Origin of the sequence: Streptomyces sp. NPDC101234 (genome assembly GCF_044767525.1) — a bacterium.
GTDB classification, from domain to species: Bacteria; Actinomycetota; Actinomycetes; order Streptomycetales; family Streptomycetaceae; genus Streptomyces; species Streptomyces sasae.
This window is the reverse complement of sequence record NZ_JBIWOA010000013.1, coordinates 201,386-217,060: the sequence shown is the minus strand read 5'-3', so window position 1 is coordinate 217,060 and position 15,675 is coordinate 201,386. Positions and strand designations below refer to the sequence as shown.

Genomic DNA, 15,675 nt, shown 5'->3' with positions numbered 1-15,675 from the left:
GGGCGTTTTCGACTACTGCACGTCGACGTAGTCGCCCGTCGCGTTGACCGCCGGGGACGTCGAGGTGCCTGCGAAGGAGTAGCGGTAGTAGCCGTCGACCGTCGCGGTGGTCGTCGTCTTCAGGGCGCCCGTGGAGGAGGACGTGATGGTCTTCAGCGTGGTGTAGGTGCTGGAGCCGCTCTTGCGGAACTGGAGCTTCACGGACTGGCCGGCGTAGCCGCCGGACTTGTGGGTGTCCCAGTTGGCGCGGGTCAGGGAGCCGGAGACCGTGATGGTCTTGCCCTTCTTGACCGGCTCGGGGGTGGCGTCGGCCGTGAGCTTCGCGGCGCGCAGCACCTTGGTGGTGCCCAGGCCGCCGGTCCACTTCGTGCCGCCGTCGCCGACCGCGAGGGCGCCGACGTTCCAGGAGCCCGCCTCGGAGTTGGTCAGGTCCCAGTCCCCGTTGACCGTGAAGACGAGGGTGGCCTTGCAGTTGAGGACGGTGGTGGACGCGGCGGTGCAGGTGCCCGGCTCGTCGGAGACGAACAGGTCGCTCGGCTTCGTCACCGAGGTGCCGCGGTAGATGGCCGGACCGGTGGCGAAGTCGGTCGCCTTCAGGGTCGACGCGTGGGTCACGGTGTAGGTGACCGAGAAGGACGCCTTGGTTGTGCCGACGACCATGCTGCTGCCCTTGTTGACCTTCACGTTGGAGAAGGTGACGTTCGGCGCGCTGCCGGCGGCCTGGGCGGCCGGGACTGCGAGGGCGGAGAGGGCCAGGGCGCCGGAGACGGCGGCCACAATGGCACGAATACGCATGGATTCCCCAGGTGGAGAACAGTGGGCGCGGGGCCCAAGTGATCAGGGAGTCTGTTGACTCACGCGATCAGATCCATGAGCAGTGAAAGTGGTTGTACGGGTGAGACGTAATCCGGCCAGATTTTGATTCTTTTACGACCGGATTACGTCTCCATGGCCTTGCGGCTACCCGCTGTGCCTACTACTTCACGTCGACGTAGTCACCCGTGGCGCTGACCGCCGGGGTCGTGGACGTGCCCGCGAAGGAGTAGCGGTAGTAACCGTCCACCGTCGCCTTGGTCGTGGTCTTCAGGGTGCCCGTGGAGGACGTCTTGACGGTCTTCAGCGTGGTGTAGGTGCTGGAGCCCTTCTTGCGGAACTGGAGCTTCACGGACTGGTTGGCGTAGCCCGAGTACGTGCTGGTGTCCCAGTTGGCGCGGGTCAGCTTGCCGGTGACCGTGATGGTCCTGCCCTTCTTGACCGGCTCGGGGGTGGCGTTGACCGTCAGCCTGGACACGCGCTGGAGCTTGACGGTGGTCAAGGACGGGTAGTCGACGAAGCCGATCTTGCTCAGGTCGATGTTGGGGTCGGTCGGGTCCTGGCCGTTCAGGGCGAGCGCGCCCCCCTCCACCGTCCAGGTGGTGGCGTCGGCGTTCGACAGCTCCTCGCCCGGGTAGATGTCGATGGTGCCCTTGCAGTCGGCGGTGGTGGTCGAGGTGTCCGTGCAGGTGGGCAGGTCGTTGCCGAGGAGTATCCCGGTCGGGTCGTCGTAGGAACCGCGGTAGAGGTCGACGGCCAGGATGAAGTCGTCCGCGTGGATGTTCACGTCGGCGGCGTGCTTCACCGAGAAGGTCACCGGCACCGACACATGGCCGCCGATGCCCGCCGCGATCGGCTTGCCCTTGTTGATCTTCACGCTGGAGAAGGACAGGTCCAGCGTGTACGGCGTGCCGGTGTCGGCGGCGGTCGACGCGGTGTACGCGGACCTGCCGGACGCGGCATGCTGCGCGACGGAGGCGAACTTCGCCAGGTCCGCGGGGGTGTACGAGGAGCCGCCGGCGGCCTGCGCGGCCGGCATGGCGAAAGCGGAGAGAGCCAGGGCGCCGGAGACGGCGGCCACAGTGGCACGAATACGCATGCGTTCCCCTGCATGGAAGTGATCGGTGAGCCTTGTGGCTCGCGTGATCAGACCCCGGGAGCAGGGGAACGGTTGTACGCCGTCAGAAAGTTGTGTGCGATCCGTGAAGTTCAGTCGAACCAGCGATCCCGCGCCAGCTCCTCCGTCCTCGACGGGTCCTCCAGCAGCGCGGCCACCTCGAAGCGGCGCGGCCACTGGCCCGCAGCCCAGGCGAGACCGGCGGCCACGCCCTCCAGGGTCGCCGCGTGCAGGACGCCGTCCCCGGTGAGCCGCCAGTCGATCTCGACGCCGTCGACCACCAACTCCTCGTGCTCGACGTACGTTTCCGGGGTGCGCGGGCCGAGCAGGACGTGCACCGACTCGGGGACATCGTGCTCCGCACCCTCCGAGTCGACCGAACCCGTCACGGACTCGCTCAGCCGCCGCACCTGGAACAGCTCGGCCAACTCGGCGGCCCGGAACGGCCGTACGGGCAGCAACGGCACACCGGTCGTGAACGGCAGCAGGTCCGGCGAGTCCACGACCACCGCGTCCGCCGCGTCCACGATCTCGACCCGGCCGTCGACCACGGCCCGCACGTCGTCGGGAAGCGTGACCTGTTCGGGGTCGAGGTCGGCCAAGGCGCCGTACAGAGCGTGCAGTTGGCCGGAGGTGACCGGGCGGTCCGGGTCGGCGAGGCGGTCGAGGAGCTCGGCGGCACCGCCGGGCTCGTCGAGCAGCGCCGCCACCGAGGTCCGTACGCCCAGCGCCCGCAGCACCTGCTCGTCCTCGAAGCCGGTCGCGTCGGCCTCCTCGTAGAGACCGCGCAGCAACGGGTCGCCGCCGGCGGCCAGCAGTCCGGCGGGGCGGCGGCCGTCGAGCACCGGATGGCCGCGCAGCCACCAGGCGGTGTACGGCCGTACGACCTCGTGAGTGCCGTCCGGCAGCAGGATGCGGACCGGCTGGGTGAGGGCGTCACGGAGCGGGGGCTGGGCGAGGAGGGCGAGCGCCTCCGGCCAGCGGTCCTCGTCGACCAGGTCGAGGTCGCGGACGGCGATCAGCTCGGTGGCGACCGGCGGCACGGGCGTGTCCGGGAAGCGGTCGAGGATGTCCTCGCACCAGACGTCGACGGCGTCGAGCAGGCCCGCGTCGTCGGGTTCGGCGAAGTCGCCCTCGCGCGGCTCCAGTTCGTCCGGGTCCAGCACGACGTCGGTGGCGCGGACGAGCGCGAAGTTGGCGAGCACACCGCAGGCGGCCAGCGGCTGCTCACCCCACTTCTCCGCCAGGTCGGCGGCCACGAAGGCCAGTTCGCCCGCCCTGATCACCCCGGCGAACGCGCTGCCGGGCAGCACCAGGTCACCCGCGGGGGCCAACTCGCCGTCCTCGTCCGGCAGGGCGAGGGCACCCAGCCAGGGCTCGTCACCGGGTTCCAGGCCGGCGTCCCGGACCAGCGCCAGCACCGTGTCCGCCAACTCCTCGGCGTCCGGGGCGTCCTCCTCCCAGTTCACGCCCCCCTCGTCGTCGAGCGAGGCCGCCACGGCGGCCCGCACCTGCGGGGTGGTGAGCACCGCGCGCGGGGACGCGGGGAGAGCGCCGAGCTTCTCCAGGAGGGGGTGGGCGGCGTCCTCGTGGGCGACCTTGAGGCCGAGCCGGGCCAGGACCTCGGGGTCGATGACGGTCGCGTCGGGGGTGGGCAGGAGGACCTGGCGGGGCCCGATGGCCGTACGGCCTCCCCCAGAGCCGAAAGCCTGGGAGGTGCCCCCAGCCAGCGGCACCGGCAGCCCGGAGAGCCGCTCCGGGTCGACGCCCGCGAGGCTGTCGTAGAGCCGCCACCACCAGTCCGGGTCCTTCTCGAGACCGGCCAGCCGGTCGACGGCGTCGGCGAGCGGGAGCCGGGCGACGGACAGCGTGCGCAGCTCGACGCGGCGTTCCAGCCCGGCGGGCAGGAGGGTCGGGAGGACCTCGGCGAGGACGCGGACCGTGTCGGCGCCCGCCCCTTCGACGATCTCGGCATCGCGCGGACGCAGTGCCTCGGGAAGGTCGGAGTCGTCGGTCGCGTCGACGGCGGGCGGCAGGAACGCGGTGCGCGGCAGCCGCTCCAGGATCGCCTGGCGCAGCGCGCCGTCCAGTTCGCCCTTGCCGAGCGGGCCGGGCACGAGGTGGATGATCCCCTCCCCCACCGGCCGCCAGCCGGCGAGGAGTTCGGCGTACGCGTCGGCCGCGCGCTGCACCAGGAAGTCGGTGAGCGGGCCGGGGGCCGCGTGCCGGCGGGTGGTGTCGAGGGGGAAGGAGGCGATGAGGAGGGCGGGGACGCCGAGGGGCTCGTCGCTGGGGGTGGGGGCGTGCACGACGGCGGCGGTGCGCGGACGGTCGGGGGCGCCCGCCGAGTCCGTGGGCACGGCCCAGGTCAGCGACCAGTGCGGGCGCAGCCGCTCCTCGACCGGGCGGTCGGCGAGCAGGTCGGGGGTGAGCGACCCGTGCGCGGAGACGGTACGCCAGCGGGTCGTGCCCTCCTGGGAGTCCTCCACGACGGTGAGCGCGCCGTCGGCGCGGCGGCGCAGGGTGCGGGTGGCGTCGGCCGTCTCGATCACGACCTCCTCCAGGCCCGGCAGGGCGAGCAGGAGAGCGTCGTCCACGGCGTCGAGAAGGCGCTCGGCGAGGTCGGTGGCCGCCGTGTCCCGCAGCGGCAGGATCACGACCGTGTCGTACGGGTCCGGGGCGGTGCCCTCGGCCGCGAACGGGAGCCGGAGCAGCGGCACATGGCCGTCCCGGCGGCGGATCTCGTCGCCGAGTCCGGGGCTGTTCCGGGCGGTCTCCTCGGCCAGTTCCCGGGCCTCGGGCAGGGACCAGCGGACCCCGCCGTGCCGTCCCACGACCGCGGGCTCGTCCGTCACCGCCAGCACGGCGGCGAAGCCGACACCGAACCGCCCCACCGCCCCCTCGTCGTCCCCCCGCTTGGCGGAGGCGCGCAGGGTGGAGAGGGACTCGACACCGGCCGCGTCCAGCGGGGCGCCGGTGTTGGCGGCGAACAGGACGCCGTCGCGGAGGGTGAGCCGGAACCGGCCCGCTACGCCGGCCCTCGCCGCCGCGTCGGCCGCGTTCTGCGCGAGCTCCACGACGAGCCGGTCCCGGTACCCCCCGAGGACCAGGTCCTCCTCGGCGTTGGCGTCCTCACGGAAGCGGGCGGGGCTGGTGGCCCAGGCGTCGAGGACACCGCGGCGCAGGCGGGCGGTGCCGAAGGGGTCGGCGCCCTCGGCGGCGGGCCGCACGAACTTGCTCACGTTCACTCTCCTCGTCGACGTGAGCACGAAGGTACCGCCTCACCGGGGGGTCTTCTGCTGGAGGCCGCCGACCTTGGCCGGGAGCCTGTGGGTCGCGGCGACCGTGCCGCCCGGCCGCTCGACGGTCAGGGTGAAGGGGCCGAGCCACCCCGCACACCAACCCCCGGCTCACCCGGACGGGGCGCGCCCGGCATCCGGGAACGCGGGCCTCGGGCTGATCGGTCCGGGCCCGCGGGCCGTCAATCCCGACCCGAAGGACATGCAGGGAGAAAGCCCCCAAGGACCACAAGGAGAAAGACACACCGGAGAAACGCCACCGCGGGCCTTCCGCACCTCGCGGGCGGCCCGGGGTGAAACGGCGTCGGCTACGAGTGCCCCAGCTCCGCCGTCTCCTCGTCCGAGGCCGCCGGGACCGAACCGGAGTCCGCGGCGGGCCGGAGCGGGAAGGGGTCGACGCGGGTCTCGTCGACCACCGGGGGCGCCACCACCGGAGGCTTCGGCATGACCGCGGCCTCCGAGTGGCCGCCGCAGCCGTAGGAGAGGGAGACCACCCGGCCGTCGGCCGGCGAGAACTCGTTGGCGCAGACGCCGAAGGCCTGGCCGAGGGAGCCGCCGATGGGGCTCAGGAAGCCGCAGCTGACGCAGGTCGCGGGGGCCGCCTGGGCCATGGGGGTCTTGGCGCCGAACGACTCCTCCCAGCGGTCGGCGGCGGTGTGCAGGCCGTAGCGGGACAGCACCCGGGCGCGGCGCATGCCGAGTTCCTCGGCGACCGAGGCGATCGTGCCCCGGGTGGGGACCGTGGGGAGATGGGCGGGGGTGCCCGCGGTGACCTCGGCGTCCTCCGCCTCCGCCAGCTCCTCCATCTCCGCCGAGACCGGGGAGTCCGCGGCCGGCTCGTCCTCGCCGCTGTAGCCGGGCTCCAGACGGAGGTCCTCGGCCTCGGTGGGCAGCAGGTCGCCAGGGCCCATGTCGCCGGGGCGCAGCCGCTCGCTCCAGGGCACCCACTCGGGGGCGAGGAGGGCGTCGGAGCCGGGGAGGAGGACCACCTCGTCCAGCGTCACGACCTTGGCGCGGGAGGCGCGGGCCACCGTCACCGCCCAGCGCCAGCCGCGGTAGCCGAGTTCCTTGCAGGCGAAGAAGTGCGTGACGACGCGATCGCCCTCCGCCACCACGCCGGCGTGCTCGCCCACCACTCCGGGTGCTGCGGCCTCCTCGGCGGCGGCCCGGGCGAGGTCGACCGCCTCGGCGCACAGACGGTCGGGGGTGCGGCTTCGCGTTGTCGCTGCGCTCACAGGTATCGCTTCTCTCCTACGCCGTCTCACGAGTGCGGCTGCCTCCGGCGGTGGGGCGGACGGAGCGGACCTGTGGGCCGCATCGACGTCCGCGTCCGATCGCGCTCGGGCGCACCTCTGCCATCCATTGTGCGTTATGTATGGCTGAGATAGGCACGCTACCCCGTCGCCGGTGGTGGGGGACAGTCCGGCGCGGTGCCTGGGCGGCGGCCCGGGGCCGACGGCGGTGCGCGCAGGGGGGACCGCATCGTCGCGGGCTGCGGGTGAGTGGGGGCTGAGCGCGCAGTTCCTCCCCCAGCCTTCGGCCGGGGGTACCCCCAGCGCCCCTGACGGGGCGCTGCAGGCGAGGGCGTCTTGCGGGGTCTTCGGACTCGCTTGGCCACAAAGTGCACTAGGGGCCGCGCACTCAGGGCACTATGAAGCACGTGGCAACCGCGAGGTCACCCCAACGTGCCGTCGGGGTCGGTGGCGGTGCGGGCCGGATGCGCGGTGCCGTCCGCTCCGTCGGGCGTGCCCTGCACCTCCCGGTGACCGGAACCGCCCGGAGCATCCGCAAGGCCACGCATGCGCACGGCGCCGGTGAGTCCGGCCTCGGCAAGCTGATCGAGCTGCACGCGGTCAACGGCGCGGGGGACGTGATGATCACCGTTGCGCTCGCCTCGACCGTGTTCTTCTCCGTGCCCACCGACGAGGCCCGGGGGCGCGTCGCGCTCTACCTCGCCATCACCATGGCGCCCTTCACCGTCCTCGCCCCCGTCATCGGCCCCCTTCTCGACCGCCTCCCGCACGGCCGCCGCGCCGCGATGGCCGCCTCCATGCTCGCCCGTGCGCTGCTCGCGCTGGTCGTCTCCGGGGCGGTGGCCGGCGGCGGCCTGGAGCTGTATCCGGCCGCGCTCGGCGTGCTGGTCGCGTCCAAGGCGTACGGGGTGGTGCGCAGTGCCGTCGTGCCCCGCCTCCTGCCGCCCCGGTTCTCGCTGGTGAAGGCCAACTCCCGGGTCACCCTCGCCGGTCTGCTCGCCACCGGTGTGGCCGCCCCGATCGGGGCCGGGCTGCATGCCATCGGTGACCCCTGGCCGCTCTACGGCGCCTTCGTGATCTTCGTCGCCGGAACCTTTCTCTCCTTCTCCCTGCCTCCGAAGGTCGACTCCGCCAAGGGTGAGGACGTGGCGCTGCTCGCCGCCGACGAGGAGCATCTGCACGGCCCGCTCCGGAAGCAGACGAAGGAGGCGAAGGAGGCGAAGCGGCCGGGGCTGCGGACCGTCGGACCCGCCGTCACGCACGCGCTCGGCGCCAACGCGGCCCTGCGCTGCCTCTCCGGCTTCCTGATCTTCTTCCTGGCGTTCCTGCTCCGGGAGCACCCGCTGACCGGCGAGAGCGCGGCGGTGTCGCTGGGGATAGTGGGCGTCGCGGCGGGCGCGGGCAACGCCCTCGGTACGGCGGTGGGGTCCTGGCTGCGCTCCCGTGCCCCGGAGATCATCATCGTGACGGTGGTCGCCGTGGTGCTGGGTACGGCGATCGTCGCGGCCCTGTTCTTCGGCGCGTTCCTGGTGGCCGTCCTCGCCGCCGTGGCCGGTTTCGCGCAGGCGCTGGCCAAGCTCTGCCTGGACGCGCTGATCCAGCGGGACGTGCCGGAGCTGGTGCGCACATCGGCGTTCGCGCGCTCGGAGACGATGCTCCAGGTGGCGTGGGTGTTCGGCGGCGCGGTGGGCATCGTGATGCCGCTGAACGGCACCCTGGGCCTGGTGGTGGCCGCCGCGATCGTGGCCGCCGGCTGGCTGACCACCCTGCGCGGTCTGCTGGCCTCCGCACGGCACGGCACCCGCACACGCCCGCGAGTGGCGTAACGAACCGGGCACGCCGTACCCCACATGGGGAGACGGCCGAGAGCGCCCGATAGCCTTCGGCCATGACCACGCTGCACTCCCGCTCGCGACGCCGCCGCGTCGTCGCCGCCGCCGGCGCCGTTTCCGCCGGACTGCTCGTTCTGTCGGCCTGTGACAAGCCGACCCCGATCGCCACGATCACCGTCGGCACGAACTCGGTCAACTCCGAAGCCACCTGCTACAACGACGGCAAGGCCCTGGACACGGCCTCCCTCACCAGTTGCCTGAAGGACACCGGGATCAAGTCCATCAAGGTGGACCCGGACGACACCGTCCGCTTCGGCGTCGACCCGAAGATCGCGGACAACGGCTGGACGATCCTGATGAACGGTCAGCCGCTCACCGACTCCAGCAGCAAGACCTACCGCACCATCCCGGGCAGCGTGTTCTTCAACGCCCAGTACGGCGCCTCCGGCAACCAGACCCTCGTCTCCATCAAGGAGGGCGACAAGTCGGTGCTGGGCCTGTGGTCGTTCAAGCTCAAGAAGGACGCCTGACCACGTCCGCCGTACGCATCCTGGTAGCCACCGCGGTCCCGGCCGAACGGGACGCGGTGGCACGGGCGTTCGGCGACGCGGCCGAGGTGCCGCTGCCGGCGGCTACCCTGCTGCGTACGCGCGGGGGATACGACCTCCTCGCCGCCGGGGTCGGCCCGGCCCTCGCCGCCGCCGGCACCGCGACCGCGCTCACGGCCGCCGCCCTGGACGGCCGCCCCTACACGCTGGTCGTCTCCGCCGGGATCGCCGGCGGTTTCCAGCCGGAGGCCCCGGTCGGCTCCCTGGTCGTCGCCGACGAGATCACCGCGGCCGACCTGGGTGCCGAGACGGCCGACGGGTTCGTGCCGGTCACCGAGCTGGGTTTCGGGACCGTCAGCCACCGTCCGCCGAATTCGCTCGTACGAGCGACCGCCCAAACGGCCGGTGCTCACTCCGGAGGAGTACTCACCGTCTCCACGGTGACCGGAACCGCCGCCCGCGCCGCCGAGCTGCGCGCCCGGCATCCGCACGCCCTCGCCGAGGCCATGGAGGGCTTCGGGGTGGCCGAGGCGGCCGCCGCGCACGGGGTGCCCGTGCTGGAGATACGCGCGGTCTCCAATCCCGTCGGCCCCCGCGACCGCGCCGCCTGGCGCATCGGCGACGCGCTGGCCGCCCTGACCGAGGCCTTCGGGAAGCTCGCGCCCGTCCTGGAGAGTTGGAACCCACATGACCAGTGACCCTCTGCGTATCGCCTACTCGCCCTGCCCGAACGACACCTTCGTCTTCGACGCCCTCGCTCACGGCCGGGTCCCGGGCGCGCCCGCGCTGGACGTGACCTTCGCGGACATCGACATCACCAACGGCATGGCCGAGCGCGGCGAGTCGGACGCGCTGAAGGTGTCGTACGCCGTGCTGCCGTACGTCCTCGACGAGTACGCGCTGCTGCCCTGCGGGGGTGCGCTGGGCCGGGGCTGCGGGCCGCTGGTGCTGACCCGGGAGGCCGGCACGGACCTCACCGGCCGGACGGTCGCCGTACCGAGCGAGCGGTCTACGGCGTACCTGCTGTTCCGCCTCTGGGCCGCGGACACCCTCCCGGGCGGAGTGGGCGAGATCGTGGTCATGCCCTTCCACGAGATCATGCCGGCCGTGCGGGACGGGAAGGTCGACGCGGGGCTCGTGATCCACGAGGCGCGCTTCACTTACCAGAACTACGGCCTGCACAAGCTCGCCGACATGGGCGAGCACTGGGAGAGCACGACGGGCCTGCCGATCCCGCTCGGCGCGATCATCGCGAAGCGCTCGCTGGGCGCGGAGCGGCTCACGCACCTCGCCGACTCGATCCGTACGTCCGTCCACGCGGCCTGGGACGACCCCGAGGCCTCCCGGCCGTATGTCATGGCGCACGCCCAGGAGATGGACCCGGCCGTCGCCGACCAGCACATCGGGCTCTACGTCAACGAGTTCACCTCGGAACTCGGCGAGGACGGCTACGCGGCGGTACGCGGACTGCTCACACGCGCGGCGGCCGAGGGACTCGTTCCGCCCCTCGGCCCGCACGCACTGGATTTCCCATAAAGGATTTACACGTCGAGCTGGTCCGCGACCGCTCGCAGCAGCCCGGCGATCTTCTTGCCGGCGGTCTTCTCGGGGTAGCGGCCGCGCTCCAGCATCGGCGTGATGTTTTCCAGCAGGGTCGTCAGGTCCTGCACGATGGAGGCCAGTTCGTCCGGCTTCTTGCGCTGGGCGGCGGCGACCGACGGAGTGGGGTCGAGAATGACCACCGACAGCGCCTGGTCACCGCGCTGACCGGCGACGACGCCGAACTCCACGCGCTGGCCCGGCTTGAGTGCGTCGACCCCGTCGGGGAGAACCGAGGAATGGACGAAGACGTCACCGCCGTCGTCGCGGGAGAGAAAGCCGAAGCCCTTCTCACTGTTGAACCACTTGACCTTGCCGGTAGGCACGTCTGTCCTCGTCCTCGTATCTCGTCGGAAACTGCTCGGAAAACTTCTGAATGCAACAGCTCTGGAACGGGCCTTGATAGCACTCGGGCGGGTCGACCATGACCCGCCGGTACCAAGGCTAATGGTCTTCGGGCGCGTGACAAGACGTCGCCCGGTTGTTCCTTCGGGCAGGGAACTACCCTGGTCGAGTGCGTGACAAAACCCAAGCGAATTCCGCCGGGCCCGGTGACCGACTGATCCGCGCCGGTGCCGTGGTCTTCTTCATCGGTACGGTGGCCACACTCGTCACCGTGATACCGCTGTTCCTCGGTGCGAAGCCTTTTCCGACCTACATGTACCTGCTGAGCATGCTCATGGGCGTCGGCTTCCTCGTCGCCGGCGCCGGCGTGCTCCAGTCGATCGCGGCGGGACGCCGTCAGGCCCGGGAGGCGTCCTCGCGGTAGGCGGCGAGCCAGGCGGGCAGCTCGGTGAGGTCCGTGAGGACCACATCGGCGCCCGCCGCACGCAGCTCATCGGCATCGCACGGCCCGGTGGCCACGGCGACCGACAGGGCTCCCGCCCTACGCGCCCCACGTACGTCCCCGACATGGTCGCCGACGTACACGCCCGCGCCGTGCTCGCGCAGCGCCTCCGCCTTCTGCTCGGCCCACAGATCCCCGACGACGGCGTCGGGGACTATGCCGAGGTGGCTGAGGTGCAGCTTGGCGTTGGGCTCGTACTTGGCGGTGACCACGACCGTCTTCCCCCCGGCCTCCCGCACGGCGGCGATCGCCTCCCGCGCCCCGGGCATGGCAGGAGTGGCGGCAATGGCGATCTCCGGATACATGGCCCGATACAGATCACTGATCTCCGCGATCCGCTCGTCCGGGAACCAGTGGACCAGCTCCTCCGCGAGCGGCGGCCCCAGCCGGGTGATCGCCAGATCGGCGTCGATGTACGTCCCGGTCCGCTCGGCGAGCGCCGTGTAGGCGGCATGGATACCGGGCCGCGAGTCGATGAGAGTCATGTCGAGATCGAAACCGACGGTCAGGGCGTGATCAGTCATATACGCCATTGTGCCGGTCCCTGCGGGGCCGGGGCCGGGGATGGGGGCTGAGGTCAGGGGGCGACGCTTACCGACACCGGGCAGGACGTGCCCCGTCAGGGGCGCTGGGGGTACCCCCGGCCGAAGGCTGGGGGAGGAACTGCGCGAACGGCCACGACGGACCCGCAGCCGCCGACGGCCGGCCGCCGCTCCCCCTAGCGCGTCCTCTGCGACCGCCACACCAGATAGAGCGCCGATGCCACCGCCGCGCCCCGCACCACCCACGGCCATGTCTCCCCCACCGCACCGCTCATCTGCCCCTGGGCGATCGGCGCGCCCCAGCGCCCGTCGCTCCGCCCCCACAGCCAGACCACCCCGGCCGCGACGGACAGCCCCGGTACCCACATCACCGCCAGCTTGGTCTCCGTCGGGGTGAGCCGCCGGGAGCCGTACGCGGTCAGCCAGCCGAGGAGCAACGCGAACCAGTTGCCCAGCACCGCGCCCACGACCAGCGCGGCCGCGGCGAGCAGCAGCAACGGGTTGCTCCAGCCGCCGGCGCCGGAGGCGGCGCGCGGAAGGAGACGGACCCTGCGCCGCGGGGCGGCCTCGGCCTCGGCCTCCGGAGCCTTGGGAGCCGCGGCCTCCTCCGCCGCCGCGGGCTCGGCCTCCTTACGGAGCCGCGGTTTCCTGAGCAGTTCGGGGATCTCCACCCCGCCCACGAACCCGGGCACACCGTCGCCGTCCCCGAACGGGCTGCTGTCCACCCGCCACCAGTCGGGCTGCCCCGGACCGCCGCCGTCGGACTCGCCGTGCCGGGGGCTCGGTACGACGTCGCGCAGATCTCCGGCGGGCGGTGCGGCCGGTTTCCCCGCCTCCCGTTGGACGGGGACCGTGGCCGGCGGCTGCGGGACGGTGTCCGTCGTACCCCCCGCCGCCTCCACGACCTCGTCGGGCGTGCCCAGCCGGTCCAGGATGCGCCGTACGGCGGCGGGGCTGTCGACGGTCGTCTTCGCCCGGTGCCGGTCGATCTCGTTGCGCAGCCCGGAGACCAGGCGCATCCGGTCGGCCGACGACAGCTGGCGCTGGTGCGCGATGTCCCCGACGCGGCTCAGATACTCGTAGACGACCTGATCGCTCTCGATACCCACGAAGTCCCCTCCGGGGCCGCTGCGTTCAATACCCCGTCCCGACGACGTTAGCGCAGCCCGCCGTTCACGTCGGCCCGCGCACCGACCGGCAGCGCGTTGCGAGCCGGAGCGGTTGCCGAACCCTGGTGATCCCGGTCTCCGCCCCGCACCCGCTACCGTGGGTCGGATGAGCAACCCGGCCACTCCGCCGCGCTCCCTCGCGGAGGCGCTTCGCGCCAGAGACGACGCCTCCCTGGCCGTACTGCTGCGCGCCCGCCCCGACCTCATCACCCCCGTCCCCACCGATCTCACCCAGCTGGCCACCCGGGCCGGTACCCGTGCCTCGGTGCTGCGCGCCCTGGAACGCCTGGACCGGTTCGCCCTGCAGACCGCGGAGGCGCTGGCCGTGGCGGGCGACCCGGCGTCGTACCGGGAACTGCTGGGGCTGATGGCCGGTGACACCGGGGACCCGGTGGTCGCCGCGGCCCTGCCTCGTGCCCTCGGCGCGCTCCGCGACCAGGCGCTGGTGTGGGGCGACGACGACCGGCTGCGGCTGGTGCGGACCGCGCGCGAGGTGCTCGCGCCGTCCCCGCAGTACCCGTCCCCGACCGGGCTCGGCCCGACCGTGCGGGAGGCGACCTCGGGGATGTCGCCCGGCCGGATCCAGGAGATCGTCGCTGCGGCCGGGCTGCCCTCGACGCATGACTCGGTGTCGGCCGTGGACGCGCTCGGCAAGCTGTTCGGCCACCGCAAGAAGATGGCCAAGCTGCTCGCGGCCGCGCCCGCCGAGTCCCTCGAGGTCCTGGGCCGGCTGGTCTGGGGGCCGCCGTACGGTCAGGTCACCCCCGAGCCGGCCGCCCATCTGCGCTGGCTCCTGGACCGCGGCCTGCTGCTGCCGACCGCGCCGGGCACGGTGGTGCTGCCCCGAGAGGTCGCCCTGCATCTGCGCGAGGGCCGCGCCCACCGCGAGCCGGAGCCCGTGCCCCCCGCCGTCGAGCCGGCGGCCGCCCACCGTCCACAGGTTGTGGACGCCACGGCGGCCGGGCAGGCGTACACCGCGCTGGCGACCGTCGAGGAGCTGCTGAAGGACTGGGACGAGGGCGGCCCGGCCGTGCTGCGGGCCGGCGGACTCAGCGTCCGGGACCTGAAGCGGACGGCCGTGGCCCTGGACGTGCCCGAGCCCATCGCCGCCTTCTGGGTCGAGCTGGCCTACGCGGCCGGGCTGCTCGCCTCCGACGGCGAGGCCGACGAACGCTACGCGGCCACCCCCGCCTACGACGAGTGGCTGGACCGCCCGCCCGCCGAGCGCTGGACCGTGCTGGCGGAGGCCTGGCTCACCGCGACCCGCACCTCCGGCCTGATCGGCGGCCGGGACGCCAAGGACCGCGCCCTGTCGGCGCTCGGCCCCGGCCTCGACCGCTCGGCCGCACCGGAGGTACGGCACCGGGTGCTGACCCTGCTCACCGCGCTCCCGGAGGGCACCGCCCCGGCCGCCGAGTCGGTGCTGGCCCGGCTGCGCTGGGAACGCCCGCTGCGCGGCCCCCAGCAGCGGGACGACGACCTGCGCGGCCGGCTGGCCCGCTGGACCGTGACGGAGGCCGAGCTGATCGGCGTGACGGGACGCGGGGCGCTGTCGGCACACGGCAGGGCACTGCTCGGCGCACCGGCGGCGGGGAAGGCGCCCGCGCCGCCCGGCGGCCCCGGTGACAAGCTCCCCGTGCACCATCACCACCATCCCGTCCCCGTCCTCGAACCCCTCTCGCCGCCCGAGCAGGCCACCGCCACCGCGAACGCCGGCCGGCTCCTCGCCCCGCTCCTGCCCGAGCCCCTCGACCACGTTCTTCTGCAGGCCGACCTGACGGCGGTCGCCCCGGGCCCGCTGCGGCGCCCGCTGGCGGACGCGCTGGGCGTGCTGGCCGACGTCGAGTCGAAGGGCGGCGCGACGGTCTACCGGTTCACGCCGGCCTCGGTCCGCCGCGCCCTGGACGCCGGCCGCACCGCCGCCGACCTGCACGCCTTCCTCACCACGCACTCCCGTACCCCGGTCCCGCAGCCGCTCGCCTACCTGGTCGACGACGTGGCCCGCAAGCACGGCCATCTGCGGGTGGGGGCGGCCTCGGCGTACGTCCGCTGCGACGACGACACGGTCCTGGGCGAGATCATGGCCGACAAGCGCGCCGCCGCCCTCCGCCTGCGCCGCCTGGCCCCGACGGTGCTGGCCACCCAGGCCGACCCCAACACGCTCCTCGAAGGACTGCGCGCGATGGGCTACGCCCCCGCGGCCGAGTCCGCCGAGGGCGACGTCCTGATCACCCGCGCCCACGCCCACCGCACCCCGCCGCGCACGGCCCCGGAACCGGTCCCGGACGGCCCGCCGGCACCGGACTCCACCCTCCTGTCGGCCGCGATCCGCGCGATCCGCGCCGGCGACCTGGCCGCCACCGCCCCGCGCAAGCCCGCCGGTGCCCCCGTCAGCGGCGGCGAGCTCCCGCGCACCACCCCCGCCGAGACCCTGGCCACCATGCAGGCCGCCGTCCTCACCGGCGACACCCTCTGGATCGGCTACGTCAACGCCGAGGGCACCGCCAGCCAGCGCGTCATCGCCCCGATCCGCGTGGAGGGCGGCTTCGTCACGGCGTACGACCACACGGCCGACGAGGTGCGCACCTATCCCCTGCACCGGGTGACGGGCGTGGCGGAGCTCGCGGAGGAGTAGGAGAAGCAGGAAAAGCAGGAG

13 protein-coding genes are annotated in these 15,675 nt (G+C 73.1%); 6 read left to right on the top strand and 7 right to left on the bottom strand.

The features are described from left to right. Window positions 1–12: 12 nt before the first annotated feature. The 4 genes from ACIRR9_RS24740 to ACIRR9_RS24725 form a co-directional block, all read right to left on the bottom strand. Window positions 13–795 carry a hypothetical protein gene (locus ACIRR9_RS24740; protein WP_403755547.1) on the bottom strand — a complete coding sequence of 261 codons (783 nt, stop codon included), beginning with the start codon at window positions 793–795 and terminating at the stop codon, window positions 13–15. 181 nt (window positions 796–976) lie between these two features. Next, window positions 977–1,912 (bottom strand): hypothetical protein, encoded by a 936-nt coding sequence (locus tag ACIRR9_RS24735; protein ID WP_403755544.1) that lies wholly within the window; start codon window positions 1,910–1,912, stop codon window positions 977–979. Between the two features lie 110 nt (window positions 1,913–2,022). Further along, a complete protein-coding gene (locus ACIRR9_RS24730; RefSeq protein WP_403755541.1) occupies window positions 2,023–5,172 on the bottom strand; it encodes a sacsin N-terminal ATP-binding-like domain-containing protein in 3,150 nt (1,049 codons plus the stop codon). A gap of 365 nt (window positions 5,173–5,537) precedes the next feature. Then, window positions 5,538–6,464 carry a DUF3027 domain-containing protein gene (locus ACIRR9_RS24725; protein WP_365345450.1) on the bottom strand — a complete coding sequence of 309 codons (927 nt, stop codon included), beginning with the start codon at window positions 6,462–6,464 and terminating at the stop codon, window positions 5,538–5,540. A 482-nt stretch (window positions 6,465–6,946) separates the two neighbouring features. Between ACIRR9_RS24725 and ACIRR9_RS24720 the strand changes: the two genes are divergently transcribed. From ACIRR9_RS24720 to ACIRR9_RS24705, 4 genes are all read left to right on the top strand, one after another. After that, complete coding sequence (locus tag ACIRR9_RS24720) at window positions 6,947–8,308, top strand: MFS transporter (RefSeq protein ID WP_403755747.1); 1,362 nt, start codon at window positions 6,947–6,949, stop codon at window positions 8,306–8,308. A 62-nt stretch (window positions 8,309–8,370) separates the two neighbouring features. Next, complete coding sequence (locus tag ACIRR9_RS24715) at window positions 8,371–8,844, top strand: DUF2771 domain-containing protein (RefSeq protein ID WP_365345448.1); 474 nt, start codon at window positions 8,371–8,373, stop codon at window positions 8,842–8,844. Beyond that, complete coding sequence (locus tag ACIRR9_RS24710) at window positions 8,814–9,560, top strand: futalosine hydrolase (RefSeq protein ID WP_403755537.1); 747 nt, start codon at window positions 8,814–8,816, stop codon at window positions 9,558–9,560. The genes ACIRR9_RS24715 and ACIRR9_RS24710 overlap by 31 nt, the downstream gene beginning before the upstream one ends. Then, window positions 9,550–10,398, top strand: a complete 849-nt coding sequence (locus tag ACIRR9_RS24705) for a 1,4-dihydroxy-6-naphthoate synthase (protein WP_403755534.1) — start codon at window positions 9,550–9,552, stop codon at window positions 10,396–10,398. The genes ACIRR9_RS24710 and ACIRR9_RS24705 overlap by 11 nt, the downstream gene beginning before the upstream one ends. Before the next feature lie 5 nt (window positions 10,399–10,403). Here ACIRR9_RS24705 and ACIRR9_RS24700 read toward each other — a convergent pair whose 3' ends face one another. After that, window positions 10,404–10,787 carry a cold-shock protein gene (locus tag ACIRR9_RS24700; RefSeq protein WP_132891678.1) on the bottom strand — a complete coding sequence of 128 codons (384 nt, stop codon included), beginning with the start codon at window positions 10,785–10,787 and terminating at the stop codon, window positions 10,404–10,406. Window positions 10,788–10,975: 188 nt separating this feature from the next. On the opposite strand from ACIRR9_RS24700, the gene ACIRR9_RS24695 reads away from it, so the two are divergent. Then, window positions 10,976–11,230, top strand: coding sequence for a hypothetical protein (locus ACIRR9_RS24695; RefSeq protein ID WP_089101874.1), 255 nt, complete (start codon window positions 10,976–10,978; stop codon window positions 11,228–11,230). Here the strand turns inward: ACIRR9_RS24695 and ACIRR9_RS24690 are convergent. Next, window positions 11,203–11,832, bottom strand: a complete 630-nt coding sequence (locus ACIRR9_RS24690) for an HAD family hydrolase (RefSeq protein WP_403755531.1) — start codon at window positions 11,830–11,832, stop codon at window positions 11,203–11,205. The genes ACIRR9_RS24695 and ACIRR9_RS24690 overlap by 28 nt on opposite strands. A gap of 194 nt (window positions 11,833–12,026) precedes the next feature. Continuing rightward, window positions 12,027–12,959 carry a hypothetical protein gene (locus ACIRR9_RS24685; protein WP_403755528.1) on the bottom strand — a complete coding sequence of 311 codons (933 nt, stop codon included), beginning with the start codon at window positions 12,957–12,959 and terminating at the stop codon, window positions 12,027–12,029. A 166-nt stretch (window positions 12,960–13,125) separates the two neighbouring features. Between ACIRR9_RS24685 and ACIRR9_RS24680 the strand changes: the two genes are divergently transcribed. After that, entirely contained in the window at window positions 13,126–15,654 is a 2,529-nt protein-coding gene (locus ACIRR9_RS24680) for a helicase-associated domain-containing protein (protein WP_403755526.1), read from the top strand. Window positions 15,655–15,675: the final 21 nt, after the last annotated feature.

Excerpts from the sequence above, each read along its gene's own strand:
- ACIRR9_RS24740 (WP_403755547.1), bottom strand. The coding sequence starts at position 795 with ATGCGTATTCGTGCCATTGTGGCCGCCGTCTCCGGCGCCCTGGCCCTC.
- ACIRR9_RS24735 (WP_403755544.1), bottom strand. The coding sequence starts at position 1,912 with ATGCGTATTCGTGCCACTGTGGCCGCCGTCTCCGGCGCCCTGGCTCTC.
- ACIRR9_RS24720 (WP_403755747.1), top strand. The coding sequence starts at position 6,947 with ATGCGCGGTGCCGTCCGCTCCGTCGGGCGTGCCCTGCACCTCCCGGTG.
- ACIRR9_RS24715 (WP_365345448.1), top strand. The coding sequence starts at position 8,371 with ATGACCACGCTGCACTCCCGCTCGCGACGCCGCCGCGTCGTCGCCGCC.
- ACIRR9_RS24705 (WP_403755534.1), top strand. The coding sequence starts at position 9,550 with ATGACCAGTGACCCTCTGCGTATCGCCTACTCGCCCTGCCCGAACGAC.
- ACIRR9_RS24690 (WP_403755531.1), bottom strand. The coding sequence starts at position 11,832 with ATGACTGATCACGCCCTGACCGTCGGTTTCGATCTCGACATGACTCTC.
- ACIRR9_RS24680 (WP_403755526.1), top strand. The coding sequence starts at position 13,126 with ATGAGCAACCCGGCCACTCCGCCGCGCTCCCTCGCGGAGGCGCTTCGC.